This window comes from Capillimicrobium parvum, assembly GCF_021172045.1.
Taxonomy (GTDB): domain Bacteria; phylum Actinomycetota; class Thermoleophilia; order Solirubrobacterales; family Solirubrobacteraceae; genus Capillimicrobium; species Capillimicrobium parvum.
Genome location: NZ_CP087164.1, coordinates 2787923 through 2807959, shown reverse-complemented (window position 1 = coordinate 2807959; position 20037 = coordinate 2787923). Strand labels below are relative to the sequence as shown.

Annotated in this window: 24 protein-coding genes; 2 read left to right on the top strand and 22 right to left on the bottom strand. The window is 72.6% G+C overall.

What is annotated here, in order from left to right:
• Positions 1-20 precede the first annotated feature (20 nt).
• From DSM104329_RS13745 to ispG, 8 genes are all read right to left on the bottom strand, one after another.
• On the bottom strand, positions 21-464 hold the full coding sequence (locus DSM104329_RS13745; RefSeq protein ID WP_259316011.1) for an SRPBCC family protein: 444 nt from the start codon (positions 462-464) through the stop codon (positions 21-23).
• Positions 465-467: 3 nt separating this feature from the next.
• Positions 468-1007 carry an adenine phosphoribosyltransferase gene (locus DSM104329_RS13740; RefSeq protein WP_407655887.1) on the bottom strand — a complete coding sequence of 180 codons (540 nt, stop codon included), beginning with the start codon at positions 1005-1007 and terminating at the stop codon, positions 468-470.
• Positions 1004-1762: a transcriptional regulator FtsR gene (gene ftsR / locus DSM104329_RS13735; protein ID WP_259316009.1), complete on the bottom strand. Its 759-nt coding sequence runs from the start codon at positions 1760-1762 to the stop codon at positions 1004-1006. Before ftsR ends, DSM104329_RS13740 begins: the two co-directional genes overlap by 4 nt.
• Entirely contained in the window at positions 1759-2232 is a 474-nt protein-coding gene (locus tag DSM104329_RS13730; protein WP_259316008.1) for an FHA domain-containing protein, read from the bottom strand. Before DSM104329_RS13730 ends, ftsR begins: the two co-directional genes overlap by 4 nt.
• A 21-nt stretch (positions 2233-2253) precedes the next feature.
• A complete protein-coding gene (locus DSM104329_RS13725; protein WP_259316007.1) occupies positions 2254-2508 on the bottom strand; it encodes an RsiG family protein in 255 nt (84 codons plus the stop codon).
• Positions 2509-2579: 71 nt separating this feature from the next.
• Positions 2580-3206 (bottom strand): CDP-alcohol phosphatidyltransferase family protein, encoded by a 627-nt coding sequence (locus DSM104329_RS13720; RefSeq protein ID WP_259316006.1) that lies wholly within the window; start codon positions 3204-3206, stop codon positions 2580-2582.
• Entirely contained in the window at positions 3188-4834 is a 1647-nt protein-coding gene (locus DSM104329_RS13715; RefSeq protein WP_259316005.1) for a proline--tRNA ligase, read from the bottom strand. Before DSM104329_RS13715 ends, DSM104329_RS13720 begins: the two co-directional genes overlap by 19 nt.
• Before the next feature lie 61 nt (positions 4835-4895).
• Positions 4896-6155, bottom strand: a complete 1260-nt coding sequence (gene ispG, locus DSM104329_RS13710) for a flavodoxin-dependent (E)-4-hydroxy-3-methylbut-2-enyl-diphosphate synthase (RefSeq protein WP_259316004.1) — start codon at positions 6153-6155, stop codon at positions 4896-4898.
• A 191-nt stretch (positions 6156-6346) separates the two neighbouring features.
• Here ispG and DSM104329_RS13705 point away from each other — a divergent pair, with 191 nt between their 5' ends.
• On the top strand, positions 6347-6961 hold the full coding sequence (locus DSM104329_RS13705; protein ID WP_259316003.1) for a class I SAM-dependent methyltransferase: 615 nt from the start codon (positions 6347-6349) through the stop codon (positions 6959-6961).
• Entirely contained in the window at positions 6958-8022 is a 1065-nt protein-coding gene (locus DSM104329_RS13700) for an alpha-hydroxy acid oxidase (RefSeq protein ID WP_259316002.1), read from the top strand. The genes DSM104329_RS13705 and DSM104329_RS13700 overlap by 4 nt, the downstream gene beginning before the upstream one ends.
• Here the strand turns inward: DSM104329_RS13700 and DSM104329_RS29110 are convergent.
• The 14 genes from DSM104329_RS29110 to DSM104329_RS13635 form a co-directional block, all read right to left on the bottom strand.
• Positions 7964-8131, bottom strand: coding sequence for a hypothetical protein (locus DSM104329_RS29110; RefSeq protein ID WP_407655886.1), 168 nt, complete (start codon positions 8129-8131; stop codon positions 7964-7966). The genes DSM104329_RS13700 and DSM104329_RS29110 overlap by 59 nt on opposite strands.
• A 331-nt stretch (positions 8132-8462) precedes the next feature.
• A complete protein-coding gene (locus DSM104329_RS13695) occupies positions 8463-10274 on the bottom strand; it encodes an AMP-dependent synthetase/ligase (RefSeq protein WP_259316001.1) in 1812 nt (603 codons plus the stop codon).
• A gap of 32 nt (positions 10275-10306) precedes the next feature.
• Positions 10307-11410 carry a M50 family metallopeptidase gene (locus DSM104329_RS13690; protein WP_259316000.1) on the bottom strand — a complete coding sequence of 368 codons (1104 nt, stop codon included), beginning with the start codon at positions 11408-11410 and terminating at the stop codon, positions 10307-10309.
• Positions 11407-12564, bottom strand: coding sequence for a 1-deoxy-D-xylulose-5-phosphate reductoisomerase (dxr, locus tag DSM104329_RS13685; protein WP_259315999.1), 1158 nt, complete (start codon positions 12562-12564; stop codon positions 11407-11409). The genes DSM104329_RS13690 and dxr overlap by 4 nt, the downstream gene beginning before the upstream one ends.
• A 130-nt stretch (positions 12565-12694) precedes the next feature.
• Positions 12695-13558: a phosphatidate cytidylyltransferase gene (locus tag DSM104329_RS13680; RefSeq protein WP_259315998.1), complete on the bottom strand. Its 864-nt coding sequence runs from the start codon at positions 13556-13558 to the stop codon at positions 12695-12697.
• Positions 13558-14235, bottom strand: coding sequence for a polyprenyl diphosphate synthase (uppS, locus tag DSM104329_RS13675; RefSeq protein WP_259315997.1), 678 nt, complete (start codon positions 14233-14235; stop codon positions 13558-13560). Before uppS ends, DSM104329_RS13680 begins: the two co-directional genes overlap by 1 nt.
• Before the next feature lie 40 nt (positions 14236-14275).
• Complete coding sequence (frr, locus tag DSM104329_RS13670) at positions 14276-14842, bottom strand: ribosome recycling factor (RefSeq protein WP_259315996.1); 567 nt, start codon at positions 14840-14842, stop codon at positions 14276-14278.
• Positions 14843-14894: 52 nt separating this feature from the next.
• Positions 14895-15620 carry a UMP kinase gene (gene pyrH, locus DSM104329_RS13665; RefSeq protein WP_259315995.1) on the bottom strand — a complete coding sequence of 242 codons (726 nt, stop codon included), beginning with the start codon at positions 15618-15620 and terminating at the stop codon, positions 14895-14897.
• Between the two features lie 7 nt (positions 15621-15627).
• Positions 15628-16170, bottom strand: coding sequence for an elongation factor Ts (tsf, locus tag DSM104329_RS13660; RefSeq protein ID WP_407655915.1), 543 nt, complete (start codon positions 16168-16170; stop codon positions 15628-15630).
• 65 nt (positions 16171-16235) lie between these two features.
• The gene (gene rpsB / locus DSM104329_RS13655; RefSeq protein ID WP_259315993.1) at positions 16236-17570 is read right to left on the bottom strand and encodes a 30S ribosomal protein S2; all 1335 of its coding nucleotides are present in this window, start codon (positions 17568-17570) and stop codon (positions 16236-16238) included.
• 97 nt (positions 17571-17667) lie between these two features.
• Entirely contained in the window at positions 17668-18558 is an 891-nt protein-coding gene (locus DSM104329_RS13650) for an RluA family pseudouridine synthase (protein WP_259315992.1), read from the bottom strand.
• Positions 18539-18988, bottom strand: a complete 450-nt coding sequence (gene lspA / locus DSM104329_RS13645) for a signal peptidase II (protein WP_259315991.1) — start codon at positions 18986-18988, stop codon at positions 18539-18541. Before lspA ends, DSM104329_RS13650 begins: the two co-directional genes overlap by 20 nt.
• A complete protein-coding gene (locus DSM104329_RS13640) occupies positions 18985-19290 on the bottom strand; it encodes a YggT family protein (RefSeq protein WP_259315990.1) in 306 nt (101 codons plus the stop codon). Before DSM104329_RS13640 ends, lspA begins: the two co-directional genes overlap by 4 nt.
• Entirely contained in the window at positions 19287-20018 is a 732-nt protein-coding gene (locus tag DSM104329_RS13635; protein ID WP_259315989.1) for a pyrroline-5-carboxylate reductase family protein, read from the bottom strand. The genes DSM104329_RS13640 and DSM104329_RS13635 overlap by 4 nt, the downstream gene beginning before the upstream one ends.
• Positions 20019-20037: the final 19 nt, after the last annotated feature.

The following is a 20037-nucleotide window of genomic DNA, read 5'->3' as shown; positions in this document are numbered from 1 at the left end:
TGCGACGTCTGCGGGGCCCGCTAGGCGCCTGCGAGCGCCTCTTCGAGCGCGTCGAGCGCGCTGCGCAGCTCGCGCCGTCCGGCCCGGCGCACGAGCGGCCCGCCCAGCCGGGCGCCGCCGCGCATCTTCTGGCGCAGCTCGAGCTCGACGTCCGTCGCGCCGTCGGCCGCCGGCCCGAGCCGCACCTCGGTCTCGCTCGACGCGAACACGTTGGCGAACGGGGTTCCCTCGGTCTGCAGCGCCCAGGCGCACCGGCGGCCCCGCTCGACCGCGAGCATCCGCTGGTCGGCGCGCACCTCGCGTCCCCGCGAGCTCGTCAGGACGAGCGTGAACCCGCGGCCGCTGACGTCCTCGACCCGGGCCGCGCGCGGCCACCAGCGCGCGAGCCGGTGCGGATCGCCGACCATCGCCCAGACCGCGGCCGGAGGCGCCGCCAGCGTCCGCCGGACGCGGACCTTCGGCACGGCCTACTCGGCGTCGTCGCGCAGCAGCGCGTGTACCGGACGGCCGGCCAGCCGCTCGCGCCCGTCGAGGAACGCCAGCTCGAGCAGGAAGGCGCAGGCGACGACCTCGCCGCCGGCGGCCTCGACCAGCTCGCACAGCGCGCGCGCCGTGCCGCCGGTCGCCAGGAGGTCGTCGTGGACGAGCACGCGCGCGCCCGGGCCGATCGCCTCCGTGTGCACCTCGAGGCGGTCGACGCCGTACTCGAGCGAGTACTCGACGCTCACCGTCTCGCGCGGGAGCTTGCCCGGCTTGCGCGCCAGGACGAACCCGGCGCCGAGCTCCGCCGCGACCGCCGGGCCGAACAGGAACCCGCGCGCCTCCGCGGCGATGACGTGGTCGGGCCGGTACTCGCGCGACAGCTCCGTCAGCCCGGACACGGCGGCGTGGAAGCCCTCCGGCGACGCGAGCACCGGCGTGATGTCGCGGAAGCCGACGCCGGGCTTGGGGAAGTCCGGCACGTCGCGGATCAGGGCGCGCAGGTCGGTGGTGCTCATGGTGGTCATCCGACGATCCCCCGCAGGTCGCGCACCAGCAGGAGGTGCTTCAGGTGGCTCGTGACGGCGGCCAGGTTCTCCAGCGCCTCGAGCGCCTCCTTGCGGCGCTGAGGATTGCGCGACCGCAGGGCCGGCGCGAGGATCTGCTGCAGCAGCGCGGCCTCGCGGTCCGCGGAGGTGCGGAACACGCGCAGGTTGCGCCCGCCGACGCCGTAGCGGGCGAGCTCGGTGACGGCCCGCACGATCTCGCGCTCGGTCTCGTCGTAGTACTTCACGCCCGCCCGGTTCTCGCCCTTGATGACCCCGTACTCCTCGAGCTCGCGCACGAGGGCCGGGTCGGCGCGCGTCTCCTCGAGCACGTCCTCCAGCGAGTACAGCGGCCCGCGCTCGCTCACGCTGACCGACGGCCGGCGCGCCGCGCGGCGCCCGTCCGCCGCGGCGGCCACCGCGGCCGGCTCGCTCGCGCGGCCCGCGGCCAGCTCCTGGCGGATGACCCGCAGCGGCAGGAACTCGTCGCGCTGGAGGCGAAGGATCGTACGCAGCCGCGCGACGTCCGACGGCGTGTAGAGCCGGTAGCCGCCGGGCGTGCGGCGCGGCGTGAGCAGCTTCTGGTCCTCGAGGTAGCGGATCTTCGAGATCGAGATGTCGGGGAACTCCTGCTCCAGCGCCTTCGTCACGGCGCCGATCGTCATCGCCTTCTCGCGCGGCGGCGCGGAGGCGGCGGCGTCCGGGAGCTCGATCTCGGGTTGGTCCACCGCGGTCACCGCTGCAGGAACGTCAGCTTGTACTTGCCGATCTGCAGCTCGTCGCCGTCATCGAGCTGATGCGACTCGATGCGCCTGCGGTTCACGTAGGAGCCGTTGAGCGACCCGAGATCGTCCAGGTAGAGGTCGTTGCCGCGGCGCACGAGCAGCGCGTGGTCGCGCGAGACGGTGACATCGTCGAGGAAGATGTCGGAGTCCGGCCGGCGGCCGATCGTCATGCGGTCGCCGTCGAGCGGGAACGACTCGCCCGTCCGGCCGCCGCCCGAGCGGATCACGAGCACGGGTCCCTCCGAGGCTGCGGTGTCCAGGTCGACCGGGATCAGCTCTCCGGTCTCGCCGACGCGGTAGGTCGCCGTGACCGGGTCAGAGCCGGCAGGCGTCTCCTGTGCGGCGAGAAACGCTCCGCACTTCTGGCAGTAGTTCGCCCCGTCCGCGTTGACGAAGCCGCACTCCGGGCAATGCAGCGCCATGCCGATCGACGAGCGGGAGCGCTAGGAGGCCGGCTCCTCGCCGGCGCGACCAGCGAGGATGTCGGTGAGGCGGCGGACGTCATCGCCCGTGATGACCTCCTCGCCGCCCTCGTGCTTCTTGCGTAGGCGGTTGACGAGCTCGGCGCGGAGGATGTCGATCTTGCCGTGGAGGATGCGGCGCTTGTAGGAGATGTCGACCTCCTCCTCGGTCAGCTGCTGGATGAGGTCCTTGAGCTCCTGGTCCGAGAGCGAGCCAAGGTCGGGGAAGGTGTCCATGGGAATGACTCCTACAGGGGAAGCGCGGCGTGACGACGAGCGAGGCTGAGCATAGCCCATTTTTCCGAACGTCAAGTTGACCTTGAGGGTTCGCGCAATTGGCGAACCGCGGACACACCGTAGAGCACCGTCGCCCAGAGCGCGAGAGCGAGACCGACGTAGAGCAGGACCGCCGCCACGTCCTCCACGCCGCACAGCGCCAGGAAGATCGCGCTCATCAGCGGCCACACCGACCAGCGGCCCGGCCAGTTGATCTTCAGCTCCACGCCATGGCGCACCGCGTACTGCCCCGCGAGCAGCATGAACAGCTCGCGCCCCGCGAGCACGGCGATCGCCCACCGGGGCAGCAGCTCGAAGCGCCAGCAGACGACGACCCCGGCGAGGATGATGAGGCGGTCGACGATCGGATCCAGCAGCGTGCCGAGGCGGCTGTACTGGCCCGTCACCCGCGCGGCGATGCCGTCGGCGTAGTCGCCCCACACCGCCACCGCGAACAGCACGGCGGGCAGCGGATCCGTGCCCGTGTCCGACGACAGGGCGAGGACGAGGAAGACCGGCACGAGCGCCAGGCGCGCGTAGCCGATGAAGTTCGGGATCGTCCATGGGCGCAGCGGCTGGCCCGCCTGCGTCTCGGGCGGCGGCGCGCCGGAGCGGTCCAGACCGCTCAGACGACGGAACGTCAGGGGAGGTTTCGCCACAGCTCCGCCACGGCCGGCGCACCGCCCTGCAGCGGCACGCCGCCGCGGGCCTCGCGTCCCCGGCGGACCTGGACCTCGGCGGTCCCGGACTCGAGCGCGCGCTTGCCGACGGTCAGGCGCAGCGGGCAGCCGAGCAGCTCGGCGTCGGCGAACTTCTCGCCCGGCCGCAGCGGCCGGTCGTCGAGCAGCACGCTCAGCCCCTCGGCCTCGATCTCCCGCGCCAGCGCCTCGGCCGCCGCGAGCTCGTCCTCCTTGCCCAGCGCCACCACGTGGACGTCCCACGGCGCGAGCGCCCGGGGCCACGAGATGCCGTTGTCGTCGGCGAACTGCTCGACCGCCGCTGCGGCGATGCGCGCCGGCCCGATCCCGTAGGAGCCCATCCAGACGAACTGCTCGCGTCCGTCCACGTCGAGGTACGTCGCGTCCAGCGGCTCGGAGTACCGGGTGCCGAGCTTGAAGATGTTGCCGACCTCGATCGCCGGCTCCACCGTGATCGGGTTGCCGTCGACCAGGTCGCCCTCCTGCACGGTGCGGACGTCCAGGCGGTCGCCGGCCGGCACCTCGACGACGACGTGGTAGTCCTCGCGGTTGGCGCCCGCGACGTAGCGGCCGGGCGTGACCGCCTCGTCGTACACCTCGACCCCCTGGCCGGTCGGCCCGAGAAAGCCGCCGGGACCCGGCAGCTCGCCGGCCTCGGCGGGCCGGAACGCCTCGCCGAGGGCGTTCTGCAGCTTGATGTCGTTGACCCGGTGGTCGCCGCGGACGAAGACCGTCACCAGCCCACGCGCCTCGGTGATCACCGGGAACGCCTTGAGCAGGTTGCCCGTGCCGACGCCGAGATGGGTCGCGACCGCCTCGATCGTCGTCATGCCCGGCGTGTGGAACTCGCCCTCGAGCTGCAGCTCCGCGACCGGCTGGGGGTCCGCGCTGGCCACCTCGACGTTCGCCGCGTACCCGGGCGCCAGCGCCACGTCGTTCTCGCCCGCCGGAGCCGGCGCCATGTACTCGTGCGCGCCCAGGCCGCCCATCATGCCGACGTCGGACTCGACCCGGTACCACTCCAGGCCGGTGCGGTCGAAGATCCGGTCGTAGGCCACGATGTGCTTCTGGTAACCCTCCTCCAGGCCGGCCGCGTCGCGGTCGAACGTGTAGGCGTCCTTCATGATGAACTCGCGCGTGCGCAGCACCCCGGCGCGCGGGCGCGGCTCGTCGCGCTCCTTCGTCTGGAAGTGGTAGAGGATCAGCGGCAGGTCGCGGTAGGAGCGCACGACCTGCGCGACGTGGGTCGTGACGACCTCCTCGTGGGTCATCGAGAGCACGAGCTCGGCGTCGCGCCGGTCGCGCAGCTTGAAGAGCTCGTCGATGCCGTAGCGGCCGCTGCGCTTCCACAGCTCCGCGGGCACCAGCACCGGCATGAGCATCTCCTGCCCGCCGATCGCGTCGAGCTCCTCGCGGATGATCTGCACGATCCGCTCGTGCACGCGCCAGCCGGCCGGCAGCCAGCTCCACAGGCCGCTGCCGATCTGACGGATGAGGCCGGCACGGACCATGAGCTTGTGAGAGATCGCCTCGGCGTCGGCGGGCGCCTGGCGCTCGGTCGGCAGGAGCAGGTTCGATTGGCGGTGCATGAGACGCGAAAGCCTACGCGGCACGGGCCGATGGGCGGCCCGCCGGTGCGCGGACGCGTCGCTACGCGCGGGTGAAGCGCCGCCCGGCGACCGGGGACTGCTCTTCGTCGAGCAGCTCGCGCACGTCGAGGCCGTCGGCCTCCTCGCGCGCCTTCTCGGCCTCGAGGGCGGCCAGGCGCTCGGGCGTCATCGCCGTCGCGTCCTCCTCCTCGGCCAGCCACGCCGCGGCCTCGGCGGCCGCCGCCTCGTCGCGGACGACGGTCTTGCCCGCGGCGTAGTAGCGGTCGATCTCCGCGAACAGCTCGTCGACGAGGCTCTCCGTGGCGACCTTCTTCAACGGCTCGCCCTTGGAGTAGATCATCCCCATGTCCTTGGCCCCGGTGATGCCGAAGTCCGCGTGGCGGGCCTCGCCGATCCCGTTGACCGCACAGCCTAGGATCGAGACCTCGATCGGATCCTCGTAGGCCTCCAGGCGCCGCTCGACCTCCGCGACGACCGAGTCCATGTCGAACTGCAGCCGCCCACAGGTGGGACAGGCGATGAGGACGGGACCGCGCTCGCGCAGCTTGAGCGCCTTGAGGATCTCCCAGGCGACCTTGACCTCCTCCTCGGCGTGGAACGTCGAGAGGGAGATGCGGATGGTGTCGCCGATCCCGTCGGCCAGCAGCGTGCCGAGCCCGACCGCGCTCTTCAGCGAGCCCGACCACTTCGTCCCCGCCTCGGTCACGCCGAGGTGCAGCGGGTACGGGATCCGCTCGGCGAGGCGCCGGTTGGAGTGGATCGTGTTCGGCACCGACGTCGACTTCATCGAGATCTTGAAGTTCGTGAAGTCCAGGCGCTCCATGAGCTCGACCGTCTCGGTGGCCGCGCGCACGAGCGCCTCGACCGGATCGCTGTACTCGAGATCGCGCAGGTGCTTGGGCAGCGAGCCGGAGTTCACGCCCACGCGGATCGGCGTGTCCTTCTCCTTCGCCTTGGCGATGACCTCGGCGACCTTGTCGGGGCCGCCGATGTTGCCGGGGTTGATCCGCACGCAGTGCGCGCCGGCATCGAGCGCCTTGAGCGCGAGCGTGTGGTTGAAGTGGATGTCGGCGATGATCGGGATCGGCGACTCGCGCACGATCGTCTTCAGCGCCTCGACGTCCTGCTCGCGCGGGACGGCGCAGCGCACGATGTCCGCGCCCGCCTCGGCCACACGGTGGATCTGGTCCATCGTCGCCTGGAGGTTGGCCGTCTCCGTCTTGGTCATCGTCTGCACCGCGACCGGGGCACCGCCCCCGATCGGCACGCCGCCGACGTGGATCTGTCGCTCGGAAGCCATCGACTACCTAGTGGTTCGTCTCGTGACCGTCGGTTCGAAAGGGCGCCCAGCGGCGCCGACTGCCAAGGACGCAGACCTGAAGGAATCCCTCTGGGATTTCGAAGGTCGAGGACGCAGGCAGGCGGTGATCGATGGGTGTCATTTCGGGCCGACGGTTGCGGGACGGGCCACTTAGTGTACGAGCGCTCCGGATGCCGGCTGCCAACGTCTACGCAACCGCCCGCGGGCCGCTGGCCCGGATGGCCGAGCCGCTCGCCCAGCGGGCGCGCGCCCGCCGGCATGCCCGGTTCCTCGCCCTGACGGGCGTCACGCCGGCGACGCGCATCGTCGACGTCGGGTGCGGCGCCCTCGGACTGCGCGGGCTGGCGCCGGACCTGGACGTCACCGGCGTCGACGTCGTCGACCGTCCGGCGTACCCGGGGCCGTTCGTGCGCGCCGACGCGACGGAGCGCCTGCCGTTCGAGGACGGCGCGTTCGACCTCGCCTACTCGAGCAGCGTGGTCGAGCACCTCCCGCCCGCGCGGCGCGCCGCCTACGCCGCCGAGCTGCGCCGCGTCGCCCGGGGCGTGTGGGTGCAGACGCCCGCCTACTCGTTCCCCGTCGAGCCGCACGCGCTGCTGCCGTTCGCCCACTGGCTGCCCGCCGGGGCCCGGCGCGCGTACTGGCGGCTGGGGGCGGCGGGCGGCTGGGAGGAGATCGCGCTGCTGCGCCGCGGAGAGGTCGCGCGGCTGTTCCCCGACGCGCAGCTGGTGGCCGAGCGGGTGGCGGGACTGGCCAAGTCCTGGATAGCGTTGCGCGCGCCATGACCGTCGCCTGGCAGGACGCCGTCAACGTCTCCGACTTCGAGCGCCTCGCCGCCGAGCGCATGGAGGCCGGCGCCTACGGCTACTACGCGGGCGGCGCCGGCGACGAGCGCACCATGCGCGACAACGTCGACGCCTACGCCCGCCGGCGGCTGCGCCCCCGCGTGCTGGTCGAGGGGCTCCCGGCGAGCACGGCCACGACCGTCCTCGGGACGCCGGTCTCGATGCCGCTCCTCGTCGCGCCCACGGCGCTGCAGCGCCTGGCGCACCCGGACGCCGAGCCGGCGATGGCCCGCGCCGCCGCGGGTGCCGGCACGATCTTCTGCCTGTCGACGCTCGCCACGTCGCGCCCCTCGGAGGTCGTCACCGACGGTCCGCGCTGGTTTCAGCTCTACGTGTTCCGCGACCGCGCCGTCACGCGCGCCCTGCTCGACGAGGCGCTCGGCCACGGCTTCGGCGCGGTCGTCGTCACCGTCGACGCCGCGGTCGCCGGGCGCCGCGAGCGCGACGAGCGCACCGGGTTCACGATCCCGCCCGACATCGACATGCCGGCCGTGCGCGCCGCCCTCGGCACGCTCGAGTGCCCGACGCCGGCCGAGTTCTTCAGCCTCGTCAACGGCAACCTCGGCTGGCGCGACATCGAGCAGCTCGCCTCCGAGCTGCCGGTGCCGCTGCTGCTCAAGGGCATACAGACCGCCGAGGACGCCGCGCTGGCCTGCGAGCACGGCGTGGCCGGGATCGTCGTCTCCAACCACGGCGGGCGCCAGCTCGACGGCGTGGCGGCCACGATCGACATGCTCCCGGAGGTCGTCGAAGCGGTCGACGGCCGCATCGAGGTCCTCGTCGACGGCGGCGTACGCCGCGGCACGGACGCGCTCGTGGCCCTGGCGCTCGGCGCGCGGGCCGTGCTCGTCGGCCGCCCCCCGCTGTGGGGCCTGGCCGCCGGAGGCGAGCATGGCGCGCGGCGAGTGCTCGACCTCCTGCAGGAGGAGATCGCCCGCGGGCTCAGCCTGCTCGGCGCCGCGGCTCCGAGCGCCGTGACCCGGGCCCACGTCGCGCGGTAGCGCGGCTCTCGCACTCGGCGAGCGGCGTCGTGTAGATCGGCGACATGAGGTGGCCGGGGTGGTCGTCGTGCGGGCGCCCGGCCAGATGGCCGTACTCGTGGACGAGCACGGTGCAGAACTTCGGCCAGTCGAACTCGGCCGTCGCGTTGAAGTCGATCCGGCAGTCCTCGTTGGCGGCCGGGTTGGCAGCGGATCGTCACGGCACCGGAACACGGGTCGGTGCCCCAATGCGCGCGCGCGACGTCCTGCGCCACGCGGACGGTCGACGAGCCCACCGCGAACTGCGTCCGCGGCTTCGCGGCATGCGCGGCACCGCCGCCCATCGGAGCGAGGCACGCGGTCAGGACGGCGAGCAGGCCGGCGCGGCGGAGAGCGGGCACTCTCCGTCGATCGGCCGCGGCCGATGCACCTTGAGCCGGTGCATCGTGGGGCGGACGGACCTACGATGCACCGTAGAGGCGCTCGATGTCCGCCGCGTACTTCGCGGCGATCGGCTTGCGCTTGAGCTTCATCGTCGGGGTCAGCTCGTCGCCGCCGGGCAGCCAGTCGCCGCGCACGATGTGGAAGCGCTTGATCTGCTCCACCCGGGCGAGGCGCGCGTTCGCCGCGTCGACGCCCTCCTGGACCGCGGCCCGCACCCGCTCGTCGCCCGCGAGCGCGGCGAGGTCGGCGCCCTGGATGCCGTGCTGCGCCGCCCAGGCCGGCCCGAAGTCGGCGTCGAGCACGATGAGCGCCGTGTTGTACGGGCGCGCGTCGCCGATGACCGCCGTCTGGCCGATGAGCGGCGAGGCCGCCTTCAGCGTCGCCTCGATGTTCGCCGGCGACATGTTCTTGCCGGCGGCGTTGATGATCAGCTCCTTCTTGCGGTCGACGATGCGCACGTAGCCGTCCTCGTCGATCTCGGCGATGTCGCCCGTGTGCAGCCACCCCTCGGCGTCGATCGCCTCGGCCGTGCGGTCGGGCTGGTTGCGGTAGCCGGGCATGACCACGTCGCCCCGGACGAGCAGCTCGCCGTCCTCCGCGAGCTTGGCCTCGACGCCCGGCGACGGCGGTCCGACGCTGCCGATCCTGATGCGCTCGGGCGGGTTCACGCAGCCCGCGCCGGTCGTCTCGGACATGCCCCACAGCTCGGCGACCGGGATGCCGATGGCGTGGAAGAACTCGAGGACCTCGACGGGCGTGGGCGCCGCGCCGACGTTCACCGACTCGAACGCGTCGAAGCCGAGCTGCGCGCGCAGCGGGGCGAAGACCGCCTCGTCTGCCGCGGCCACCCGCGCCGCCAGCTCGCCGGGCACCGGCTCGCCCCGCTGCTCGAGGCGGACCTTCTCGAGCGCCGCCCGCAGACCGGCCTGGGCGCCCTCGCGCTGCTCGTCGGGCAGCCCGGCGAACATCGCCTCCAGACCGGCCTTGAGCTTCTCCCAGATGCGGGGCACCGCGAAGAACCACGAGGGCCGGACCTCGGGCAGGTAGGCGAGGATCTGGCGCGGGTCGTGGCAGCACGTGACCTGCAGGCCGTAGGCGATCGGCAGGTAATGGTGGGCGACCCGCTCGGCGACGTGCGCGGCCGGCAGCCACGAGATGACGCGGCCGTCCTCGGGCAGGCGGATGAGGTCGTTGACGATCGCCACCGCGCTCATCACGTTGCGGTGGGTCAGCTGCACGCCCTTCGGCGGCCCGGTGGTGCCGGAGGTGTAGATGAGCGTGACGACGTCGTCGGGCTCGATCGCCGCGGAGGCCGCGCGCGGATCGAAGTCGTCCTGCGCGCCGGCGGCCACCACGTCCTCGAGGCTCAGGGCGCCCTCCGGCGCCTGGCCGTCGACCACGATCACGTGCTCGAGGCCCGGCAGCGCCTGGCGCGCCTCCAGCGCACCGGCCAGCAGCGCCTGCTCCACGATCAGCACCCGCGCGCCGGCGTCCGTGACCACGAACTCGATCTGCTCGGGCGAGTACGTGTTGTAGATCGAGAACGGCGTCGCGCCGAGGGTCGCGGCGGCCATGTCCGCGAGGTGGAACTCCGGCCGGTTGGTGAGCAGCAGGGCGACGCTGTCGCCGCGACGCACGCCGAGCCGGTGCAGGCCGGCGGCGAGGGCGTCGACGCGCTCGAGCAGCTGCGCCCACGTCCACGCCTGCGCACCGCCCTGGGTGCGGACGGCGACGTGATCGGCCCGTTCGGCGGCGGTGATCCGCAACGCCTCCGGGATCGTGGCGGCATCGAGCGCGCGAGGCCGGCGCGCGGCGGAAGTGGTCTCCATCGGGTCTCCTCCCCTCCGAGGGTGGGAGGACCCTAACGAATGTTGAAGCCCTCGCCCGTCAATCGCCCGATGTCGTTCGACAGGCCCAGGAAGAACAACGCCGCGACGAGGGCGAAGCCGACGAAGCCCGCCCGTTCCATGACCGAGAACGCGATCGGCCGGCCGCGCACCTTCTCGGCCAACGCCCAGAAGATGTGGCCGCCGTCGAGCGGCAGGAACGGGAACAGGTTGACGACCGCCAGCGACAGGGAGATCAGCGCGAGGATCTCGATCGCTCGCGTGATGTCGAACGTGAACGCCTGCCGCGTCGCCTCGTAGGAGCCGACGACGCCCGAGACGTCCTTCCGCGCCTGCGAGTCGTAGAACAGCTTGCCGATCGACGAGACGGTCAGGCTGGTCACGTTCCACATGCCGCTGGCGCTCTGGCTCACCGCTTCCAGCGGGCCGACGTGCTCGAAGGGCGGCTTGTAGCCGGGCGGGTAGCCGTACCCGAAACCGAGCCGCGTGCGGTGCAGGTCCCCGTCGTAGAACGGCGTGATCCTCAGCGTCTTCTGCTCGCCGCCACGGTCGACGACGACGGTCACGGGCGTGGTCGCAGCGCAGCGGTCGGCCGGCGTGCCCGCGCACCGGTGACTGGAGATCGCCCGCTGGAAGTTCACCGGGTTCGTCCCGCCGTCGATCGAGACGATCCGATCCTTCGGCTTCAGCGCGGTCGCCGCGGGCGTGCCGCGCTCGACCTGGGACACGTAGCGCGCCTTGGCCGGATCCGGGTTCTCACGGCCCTGGAAGGTCAGCAGGCCCCAGATCAGCAGGAACGCGATGAGGAGGTTCATCGCCGGCCCGGCCGAGATGACGACGATCCGCTTCCACACCGGCTGGCGGTAGTAGGCGCGGTGCTCGACCTCCGGCGCGATCTCCTCCGCCGGGTTCATGCCGGTGATCTTCACGTAGCCGCCGAGCGGGATCGGACCGATGCCGTAGGTCGTCTCGCCGCGCCGGAACCTGGCGAGCATCGGCCCGAAGAACAGCGAGAATTTCTCGACGCGCATCCCGACGGCCTTCGCCGCCATGAAGTGGCCGAACTCGTGCAGGATGATGAGCGCGGCGAAGCCGCAGAAGGCCAGCACCCAGCTCATTCCGCGACCTCCGCGCCCACCAGGTCGGCCGCGGCGGCACGCGCCGCGCGATCGGCCTCGTACAGCGACTCGAACGCCCGCACCGATTCGGGCTCCACGGTCTCCAGCGTGCGCTCGATGACCGCCGCGATGCCGAGGAACGGCAGGCGGCCCGCGAGGAACGCGTGCACCGCGATCTCATTGGCCGCGTTGAGGATGCACGGCGCGGTCCCGCCCGCCACCGCGGCCTCCAGGGCGAGGCGCAGGCAGGGGAACGCGTCGGTGTCGACGGGCTCGAAGGTGAGCGCCCCGACCTCCTCCAGGCGCAGCCGGCGGGACGCCAGCGGCTCGAGGTCCGGGTGGTGCAGCGCGTAGGAGATCGGGATCTTCATGTCCGGATGGCCCATGTGCGCGAGCGACGCGCCGTCGACCAGGTCGACCACGCCGTGGACGATCGACTGCGGGTGCACGACGACGCCGATGGCCGCGTACGGCGTGCCGAAGAGGTGATGGGCCTCCATGACCTCCAGGCCCTTGTTCATGAGCGTCGCGGAGTCGATGGTGATCTTGCCGCCCATCGCCCACGTCGGGTGCGCGAGCGCCTCATCGACCGTGACGTCGGCGAGCTCCGCGCGCGAGCGCCCGCGGAACGGACCGCCCGACGCGGTGATGACGAGCCGCTCCACCGCCCCGATCGGCAGCCCGGCCATCAGCTGGTGCAGCGCCGTGTGCTCGGAGTCGACGGGGATGAGCGCCGCGCCGGTCGCCTCAGCCAGCGCCGTGACGAGCTCGCCGCCCACCACGAGCGACTCCTTGTTGGCCAGCGCGAGGTCGATGCCCTCCCCCAGCGTCGCCACCGTCGGGCCGAGCCCGGCGGACCCGACGAGCGCATTGAGGACGAGATCGGCGCCCGAGGACACGACGAGCTCCACGAGCCCCTGCGCGCCGGCGAGCACGTCGCCGCCGGTCCACGCCTCGGCGGCGCGGGCGCCGGCGTCGGCGTCGGCCAGGGCGATGCGGGGCACGCCGAAGCGCTGCGCCTGGGCCACGAGGGTCTCCCAGGAGCGCTCGGCGGACAGGCCGACGAGCTCGAACTCGCCGGACGTCTCGACGATCTCGAGCGCCTGCGTGCCGATCGAGCCGGTGGAGCCGAGGATGAGCAGGCGGCGCGGCATGGGCTTCCCAGGGTAGGGCGCGACATGAAGCCGCGCTCAGGGGCGGGAGAACACACGGGGGCCCGCCTCGCGGCGACAGCCGCCAGCAGCGCCCCCTTGGTGCACCCTGGTCGCCGTCGGCACCCCTAGCTCAGAGCATCGCATGCCAGACGTAGTAGCCGACGACCGCGCTGAACAGCACCGCGTCGAGCCGGTCCAGCGCGCCGCCGTGCGCTCCGAACAGCGCGCCCGAGTCCTTGACCCGTGCGTCGCGCTTGACGTAGGACTCGAACAGATCGCCGAGCGGGGCCGCCACCGCCACCGCGATGCCGAGCAGCAGCGCCTGCGGGCCCGACAGCCAGTCCTGGTAGAGCCCGGCGAACCAGACGCCGGCCACGGCCGCGACCATCCCGATGAGCAGTCCCTCGACGGTCTTGTTCGGCGAGATCATCGGCGCGAGCGGGCGCCGGCCGAACGCCCGGCCGCCCAGGTACGCGCCCGTGTCGCCGATGAACGTGCCGACGAGCACGTCGATGACGATCGCGTCGCCGTGCGGCAGGTCGCGCAGCATCACCGCGTGCGCGAGCGGCACGGCGATCCACATGAGCCCCAGCGCCGTGACCGACAGTCCGGGCGCGCCGCAGCGCGGCTGCATCTGCCCGAGCAGGAAGATCAGCGGCAGCGTGAAGATGAACGCGGCGAGCACCGCATCGGGGCCGCCGAGCTGCGCCGCGACCAGCATGCCGGCCAGGCCGGCGAACCCGGCCAGGCGGACCGGGTTGCCGTGGCGCAGCATCGTGAACAGCTCGCCCATGCAGGCGATGCCGAGGATGATCAGCGCTCCGGCGAAGACCCACCCGCCGCGCGCGACGATGAACAGCGCGACCGCGATCGCGGGAACCGCGACGAGGACCCGCGCGCCCAGCTCCGAGCCCCCGCGCCGCCGGGGCGCCGCGCCGCGGAGGTCTCGTGCGGAGCGCCGCCGCGGCGGCGGGCGCCGGCCGCGTGCGGCCATCACCGGCCGCCGAAGCGTCGCTGGCGCGCCGCGAACTCGTCGAGGGACGCCTCGAACGCCTCGCGGCCGAAGTCGGGCCACATCTCGTCGCGGAACACGATCTCGGAGTACGCGCACTGCCAGAGCAGGAAGTTCGAGATGCGCTGCTCCCCGCTGGTGCGGATAAGCAGGTCGGGGTCGTGCATGTCCGGCGCGTACAGCAGCCGGGCGAAGTCCGCCTCGTCACCGCCGTCGAAGCGCCGGGCCGCGTCGAGGATCTCCGCGCGCCCGCCGTAGTTGAACGCGATGAACAGCGTCAGGCGCTCGTTCTGCGCGGTCACCGACTCGGCCCACTCCATCTTGCGCACGAGCCCGGGATCCACGCCCTCGCGGCGCCCGACGAAGCGCATCCGCACGCCCTCCTCGTGCAGCTCGGGCGTCTCGCGGTCGATGCGCTCGGAGAACATCGCCATCAGCGCGGCGACCTCGGCCGGCGAGCGCGACCAGTTCTCCGTCGAGAACGAGAACACGGTGAGCTCGAGCACCCCGAGGTCGACGGCATCGCGCACGCGCGCCTTGACGGTGTCCGCGCCCGCCCGGTGGCCGTCGGCGACGGGCAGGCCGCGGGCCTGCGCCCAGCGGCCGTTCCCGTCCGTGATGATGGCGACGTAGCGCGCCCGGGCCGGACCCGCCGACATCGGTGGTTAAGAGCGGTTCTCGCGCGGAGCAGACACGGGCTCAGACCTCGAGGATCTCTTCTTCCTTGGCCTTGAGGTTCGCGTCGAGGTCCGCGATGCGCCCGTCGGTGAGCTTCTGCAGCTCGGTCTCGGCGCGATGCTCCTCGTCGGCGCCGGCCTCGCCCTCGTCGCGGATCTCGCGCAGCTGGTGCATGCAGTCGCGGCGGACGTTGCGGATCTTGATCCGCCCCTCCTCGGCGATGTGCCGGACGACCTTGACGAGCTCCTTGCGGCGCTCCTCGGTCAGCTCGGGCAGCACGAGCCGGACCATGTTGCCGTCGTTGGACGGGTTCAGGCCGATGTCGGACTCGTTGATCGCCTTCTCGATCGCCTTGATCGAGCTCTTGTCGTACGGCTGGACGGTCAGCAGGCGCGCCTCGGGCGCCGAGATCGTCGCCAGCTGCTTGAGCGGCGTCGGGGCGCCGTAGTAGTCGACCACGATGCGGTCCAGGAGCACCGGGTTGGCGCGGCCCGTGCGCACGGAGCCGAAGTCGTGCTGCGTCGCCTCGACCGACTTGGCCATGCGGTCCTTGGCGTCGGCCAGGAGTTCGTCGATGAGTTCGGACATCAAGCGGCCTTCCAAAGGGTCATAACGGTCCCGGATGTCGACCCGCGGGGCCTCATGTCGTCACCAGGGTCCCCACGCGCTCGCCGGACACTATCCGGTCGATGTTGCGCTCGTCGTCCATGTTGAAGACGTAGATCGGCAGCTCGTTCTCCATGCAGAGCGTCAGCGCCGTGAGGTCCATCACGCGCAGCCGGCGCTCGAGCGCCTCCATGTGGGTGATCTGCGGGATGAGCTGCGCGGTGGGGTCCTCGCGGGGATCGGCGGTGAGGACGCCCTCGACCCCGTTCTTGGCCATGAGCAGGGCTTCCGCGTGGATCTCGATGGCCCGCAGCGCCGCCGCGGTGTCGGTCGTGAAGAACGGGTTGCCGGTGCCCGCGGCGAAGATCACGACGCGCCCCTTCTCGAGGTGGCGCATCGCGCGGCGGCGGATGTACGGCTCGGCGACCTCCTGGACCTCGATCGCCGACTGCACGCGCGTGTCGATGCCGACCTTCTCCAGCGCGTCCTGCAGCGCGAGCGCGTTGAGGACGATCGCGAGCATCCCCATGTAGTCGGCGGTGGCGCGGTCCATGCCTGCCGCGGCGCCCTCCATGCCGCGGTAGATGTTGCCGGCACCGAGGACGATCGCGACCTCGACGCCCCGGTCGTGCACGACCTTGACCTGGTGGGCGACCGCCCGCAGGCGCTCGGGGTCCGTGCCGAAGTCGAGGGAGCCCATGAGGGACTCCCCCGAGAGCTTCAGCAGGATCCGGCGAAAGGCGGGCGCGTCGTCTGCCACGGAGTGACTACTGGCCGACCGCGAAGCGCGCGAAGCGCCGGATCTGGACGTTCTCGCCGGTCTTGGCCCGGACCTCGTCGAGCAGCTGGCCGATGGTCTTGCCGTCGTACTTGTCGCCGTTGACGTGCGGCTGGTCGAGCAGCACGACCGTCTCGTACCACTTGCGCAGCTTGCCCTCGGCGATCTTGGCGCGGACGTTCTCGGGCTTGTCGGCCGCCTCCTGCTCGTAGACGCGCAGCTCGCTCTGCCTGCGCTCCTCGTCGACGTCCTCCTCGGTGACGTACTCCGGCGCGGCGGCGGCGATGTGCAGCGCGATGTCCTTGGCGAACGCGACGAGCTCGTCGTTGCGCGCGACGAAGTCGGTCTCCGTGTCGACCTCGACGAGCACGCCGACCTTCGCGTTGGAGTGCACGTAGCTCTGCACCGTGCCCTCGGTGGCGAGGCGCTCGCCACGGTCCTCGATGCGCTTGCCCTGCTTGACGCGCAGGATCTCGATCGCCTTGTCGACGTCGCCGCCCGACTCGGTCAGCGCCTTCTTGCAGTCCATCATGCCCGCGCCGGTGCGGTCGCGCAGGGCCTTCACGTCCTTCGCGCTGGGGGAATGGCTCACGTCGGTCACTGGTTCGCTTCTTCCTTCTTCTCGTTCTCGGCGGGCGACCCGGCCTCGGCCGGGGCCGCAGCCTCCGGCTCCGCGGCGGGCGCCGCGGGCGCGGCCTCGGCGACGGGCGCCGCAGGCGCGGGCTCGGGCTCGGGCTCGGCGGCGGGCGCCGCGGGCGCGGGCTCGGCGACGGGCGCCGCGGGCGCGGCCTCGGCGACCGGCGCCGCGGGCGCGGCCTCCGCCGGCGCGCCGTTGGCCTCGGCGGCCGCGGCCGCTCCGGCGGCCTCGCGCACGTCCTCGTTGGTGATCGGCTCGCCCGCCTCGGCCACCGGGGCCGGCTGCGGGTCCTGGGCCTTGCGCGGGCCGCCGGCCTTGCGAGCGGCGTCGGCCTTCTCGCGGTCGGCCTCCTGGGTCACCACGGGATCCGGGTTCGGGGTCCCGCTCTCGGCGACGGCCTCGGCCACCTGGGCCTCGGCCTGGTCGCGGGTCTCCCCGGCCTGCGTGTGGACCTTGGCCTCCTCGCGGGCGCGCAGCTCGGCCTCGCGCAGGGCGGCGTGCTCCGCCTCGCGCTTGGCGCGCTCCTCGGCCTCGCGGCGCGCGCGCTCCTCGGCCTCGCGGCGGGCCTTCTCCTCGGCCTCCTGGCGAGCGCGCTCCTCCTCGGCGCGGAAGACCTGGCGGCCCTCCGAGACGACGGAGCCCACGCCCTGCGTGATGAGCGCGCAGGACTTGATCGCGTCGTCGTTGCCGGGGATGACGTAGTCGATGCCGTCCGGGTCGCAGTTCGTGTCGACCAGGCCGATGATCGGGATGCGCAGGCGCTGGGCCTCGCGCACGGCGATCGTCTCGGTCTTGAGGTCCACGACGAACATCGCGTCGGGCGGGCGCTGCATGTTCTTCACGCCGCCGAGGTTCGCGCGCAGCTTGGTGAGGTCGGCCTCGGCCGACAGCCGCTCCCGCGTCGGCAGCAGCGCCAACTGGCCCTCGCGCTCGTAGCGCTCGAGGTCGTGCAGGCGCTTGATGCGCAGGCTGATCGTCTGGAAGTTCGTCAGCAGGCCGCCGAGCCAGCGCTGGTTGACATACGGCATGCCGGCGCCCTCGGCGGTCTCCTTGATCGCGTCGCGGGCCTGCTTCTTCGTGCCGACGAACAGCACGACGCCGCCGCGGTGCGCGAGCTTGGACGCGAACTCCTGCGCCTGCTCGAGGAGAACCTGCGTCTTGAGCAGGTCGATGATGTAGATGCCGTCGCGCTCGCCGTGGATGAAGCGGCGCATCTTGGGGTTCCAACGACGCGTCTGGTGACCGAAGTGGACGCCGGCCTCCAGGAGCTCGCGGATGCCGATCTGCTCGGCCATGAGCTCTCCCTTGGATATGTGTGCGATTCACCGCCGGTCGGCCACACCCGCGGTCGGCGGGCAGGGACGGGCCTCGGGCAGCCCTACAGGACAGAACTCAGTGTAGAGCCTTCTCGGCGCGGCGCAGGGCGTCCGTCAGCTCCGGGGGCAGCGGCGAGACGACCTCGATCCGCTCGCCGGTGCGGGGATGATCGAACGCGAGGCGGGCCGCGTGGAGGAACTGGCGCTCGAGGCCGGCCGCGAGCGCGCCGCCGCCGCCGTACTCGCGGTCGCCGACCACGGGGTGGCCGATCTCGCTCAGATGCACGCGGATCTGGTGGGTGCGCCCCGTCTCCAGGCGCACGCGCAGCAGCGTCGTGGCGGGCAGCGAGCGCTCGATCTCGAAGTGGGTGACGGCGTCGCGGGGCGTGGCGGTGTCGGTCGAGTGGCGCAGGCGGTCGCGGCGGTCGCGGCCGATCGGCGCGTCGATCGTGCCGGTGCGCGCCGGCGGCCGGCCCTCGACGAGCGCGAGGTACTCGCGCTCGATGCGCCGCTCGCGCAACTCGTCCTGCAGCGCACGCAGGGTGTCCTCGTCCTTGGCCGCCAGCAGCAGGCCGCTCGTGTCGCGGTCCAGGCGGTGCACGATCCCGCCGCGCTCGGCGGCGATCCCGCGGGCGGCGAGCGCCTGCGACAGCGTGCCGGTCGCGTGGCCGGCGGCGGGATGGACGACCAGGCCGGCCGGCTTGTCGACGACGAGCAGGTCGCCGTCCTCGTAGGCGATGCGCAGGTCGACGAGCTCGCCGTCCTCGACGGGCTCCGGTTCGGCCCGGTCGGCGACCTCCACGCGCTCTCCGCCCTCCAGAACATGGCGCTTGGGCCGCCGGCGCCCGTCGACGGTCACGAGGCCCGCGTCGATCAGCCGCTGCGCCCGCGACCGCGAGCCCAGCGGGCCCGCCAGGGCGTGATCGAGGCGCAGGCCCGCCTGCTCGTCAGCGATCTCGACGATCATCGAGCACGAAGAACAGCGACAGCACGCCGAGCGTGACCGCGATGTCCGCGACGTTGAACTGCGGCCAGTGCGGCAGCTTGAGGAAGTCGGTGACCGCCCCGTCGCGCACCCGGTCGATGACGTTGCCCAGCGCCCCGCCGAGCAGCAGGCCGGCCGACAGCCACGCCCACCGCCGCGTGGCGTTGAGCGCGAAGACGACGAGGATGCCGATCAGCGCGGCGATGACGAGCGCGATGACGAGTGGCGAGCCGCCCAGCCCACCGAACGCGATGCCCTCGTTGCGCGTGTTGACGAGGTCGAGGAACGGCAGCACCTCGTCGCGCTCGCCGGGGACGATGTTGTGGCGTACGAGGGCCTTCGACACCTGGTCGACGACGAGCACGGCGACGACCACGAGGCCGGCCCGCATCCATGCGGCGCGCCGGGTCACCCGCGGATGATGCTCACGACGATCGAGCCGACGATGCCGAGGGCGATCAGGGCCAGGATCGGGCTGAAGTCGAACGGGCCGAAGTTCGGCAGGATGCGCCGGAACGGGCGCAGGAGCGGGTCGGCGACGTCGCGCAGGAACTCGAAGATCACGTTCAGCACCCGCGAGTACGGCAGCCGCCCGAACGCGTAGACGAGCGACAGCACGATGTACGCGAGGATCAGCAGCGACCAGACGCGGAAGAACGCCGCGACGTAGTCGGCGACGTCGCCGCGGGTGATGGCGGCCATGAGCGGCGTCATCCGCCGATCACCGCCTGGAGCGCCTCGTCGAACGCCGTGCGCAGCCCGTTGCGCTCGAGGGCGGCGAGGCCGCGCGCCGTGGAGCCGCCGGGCGACGTGACCTCCCGGCGCACCGTGAGCGTGTCGCCGCCGCGGGCGATCAACAGCTCGGCGCTGCCCGCGAGCGTGGCCAGGAACATCTCGGTCGCGCGCGCCGCCGGCAGTCCGCCCCGCACCCCCGCGTCGATCGCCGCCTCGGCGACCAGCGCGACGTACGCCGGCATCACGCTGGTCGTGGCGAGCGCGACGCTCATCTGCGACTCGGGCAGCACGAACACGCTGCCGACGCGCTCGAAGAGCGCCACGGCCTGCTCGCCACCCTCCGCGATGCACGTGACGCCGCGGCGCAGAGCCACCGGCGTGTTCGGGACGGCCCGGATCACGGTCGACTGCGGGAAGGCGGCCTGCAGCTGTGCGATCGACGTGCCGCCCAGGATCGAGATCACCGTCTTGCCGGTGGCCGCGTCGCCCACGCCCGCGGCGACCTGCTCGAGCTGGTACGGCTTGTGGCCAAGGACGACCGCGTCCGCGCGGCGGACGAGTTCGGCGTTGTCGCCCAGCGTCTCGCCGCCGAGCTCCTCGACGAGCGCGGCGGCGCGGCCGGAGCCCGAGTCCGTCGCGAGCACGGGCTCGCCCCATCCGCGCGCGAGCGCGCCTGCCATGTTGCCGGCGCCGATGAATCCGATCATGCGGCGGCCGAGTCTACGT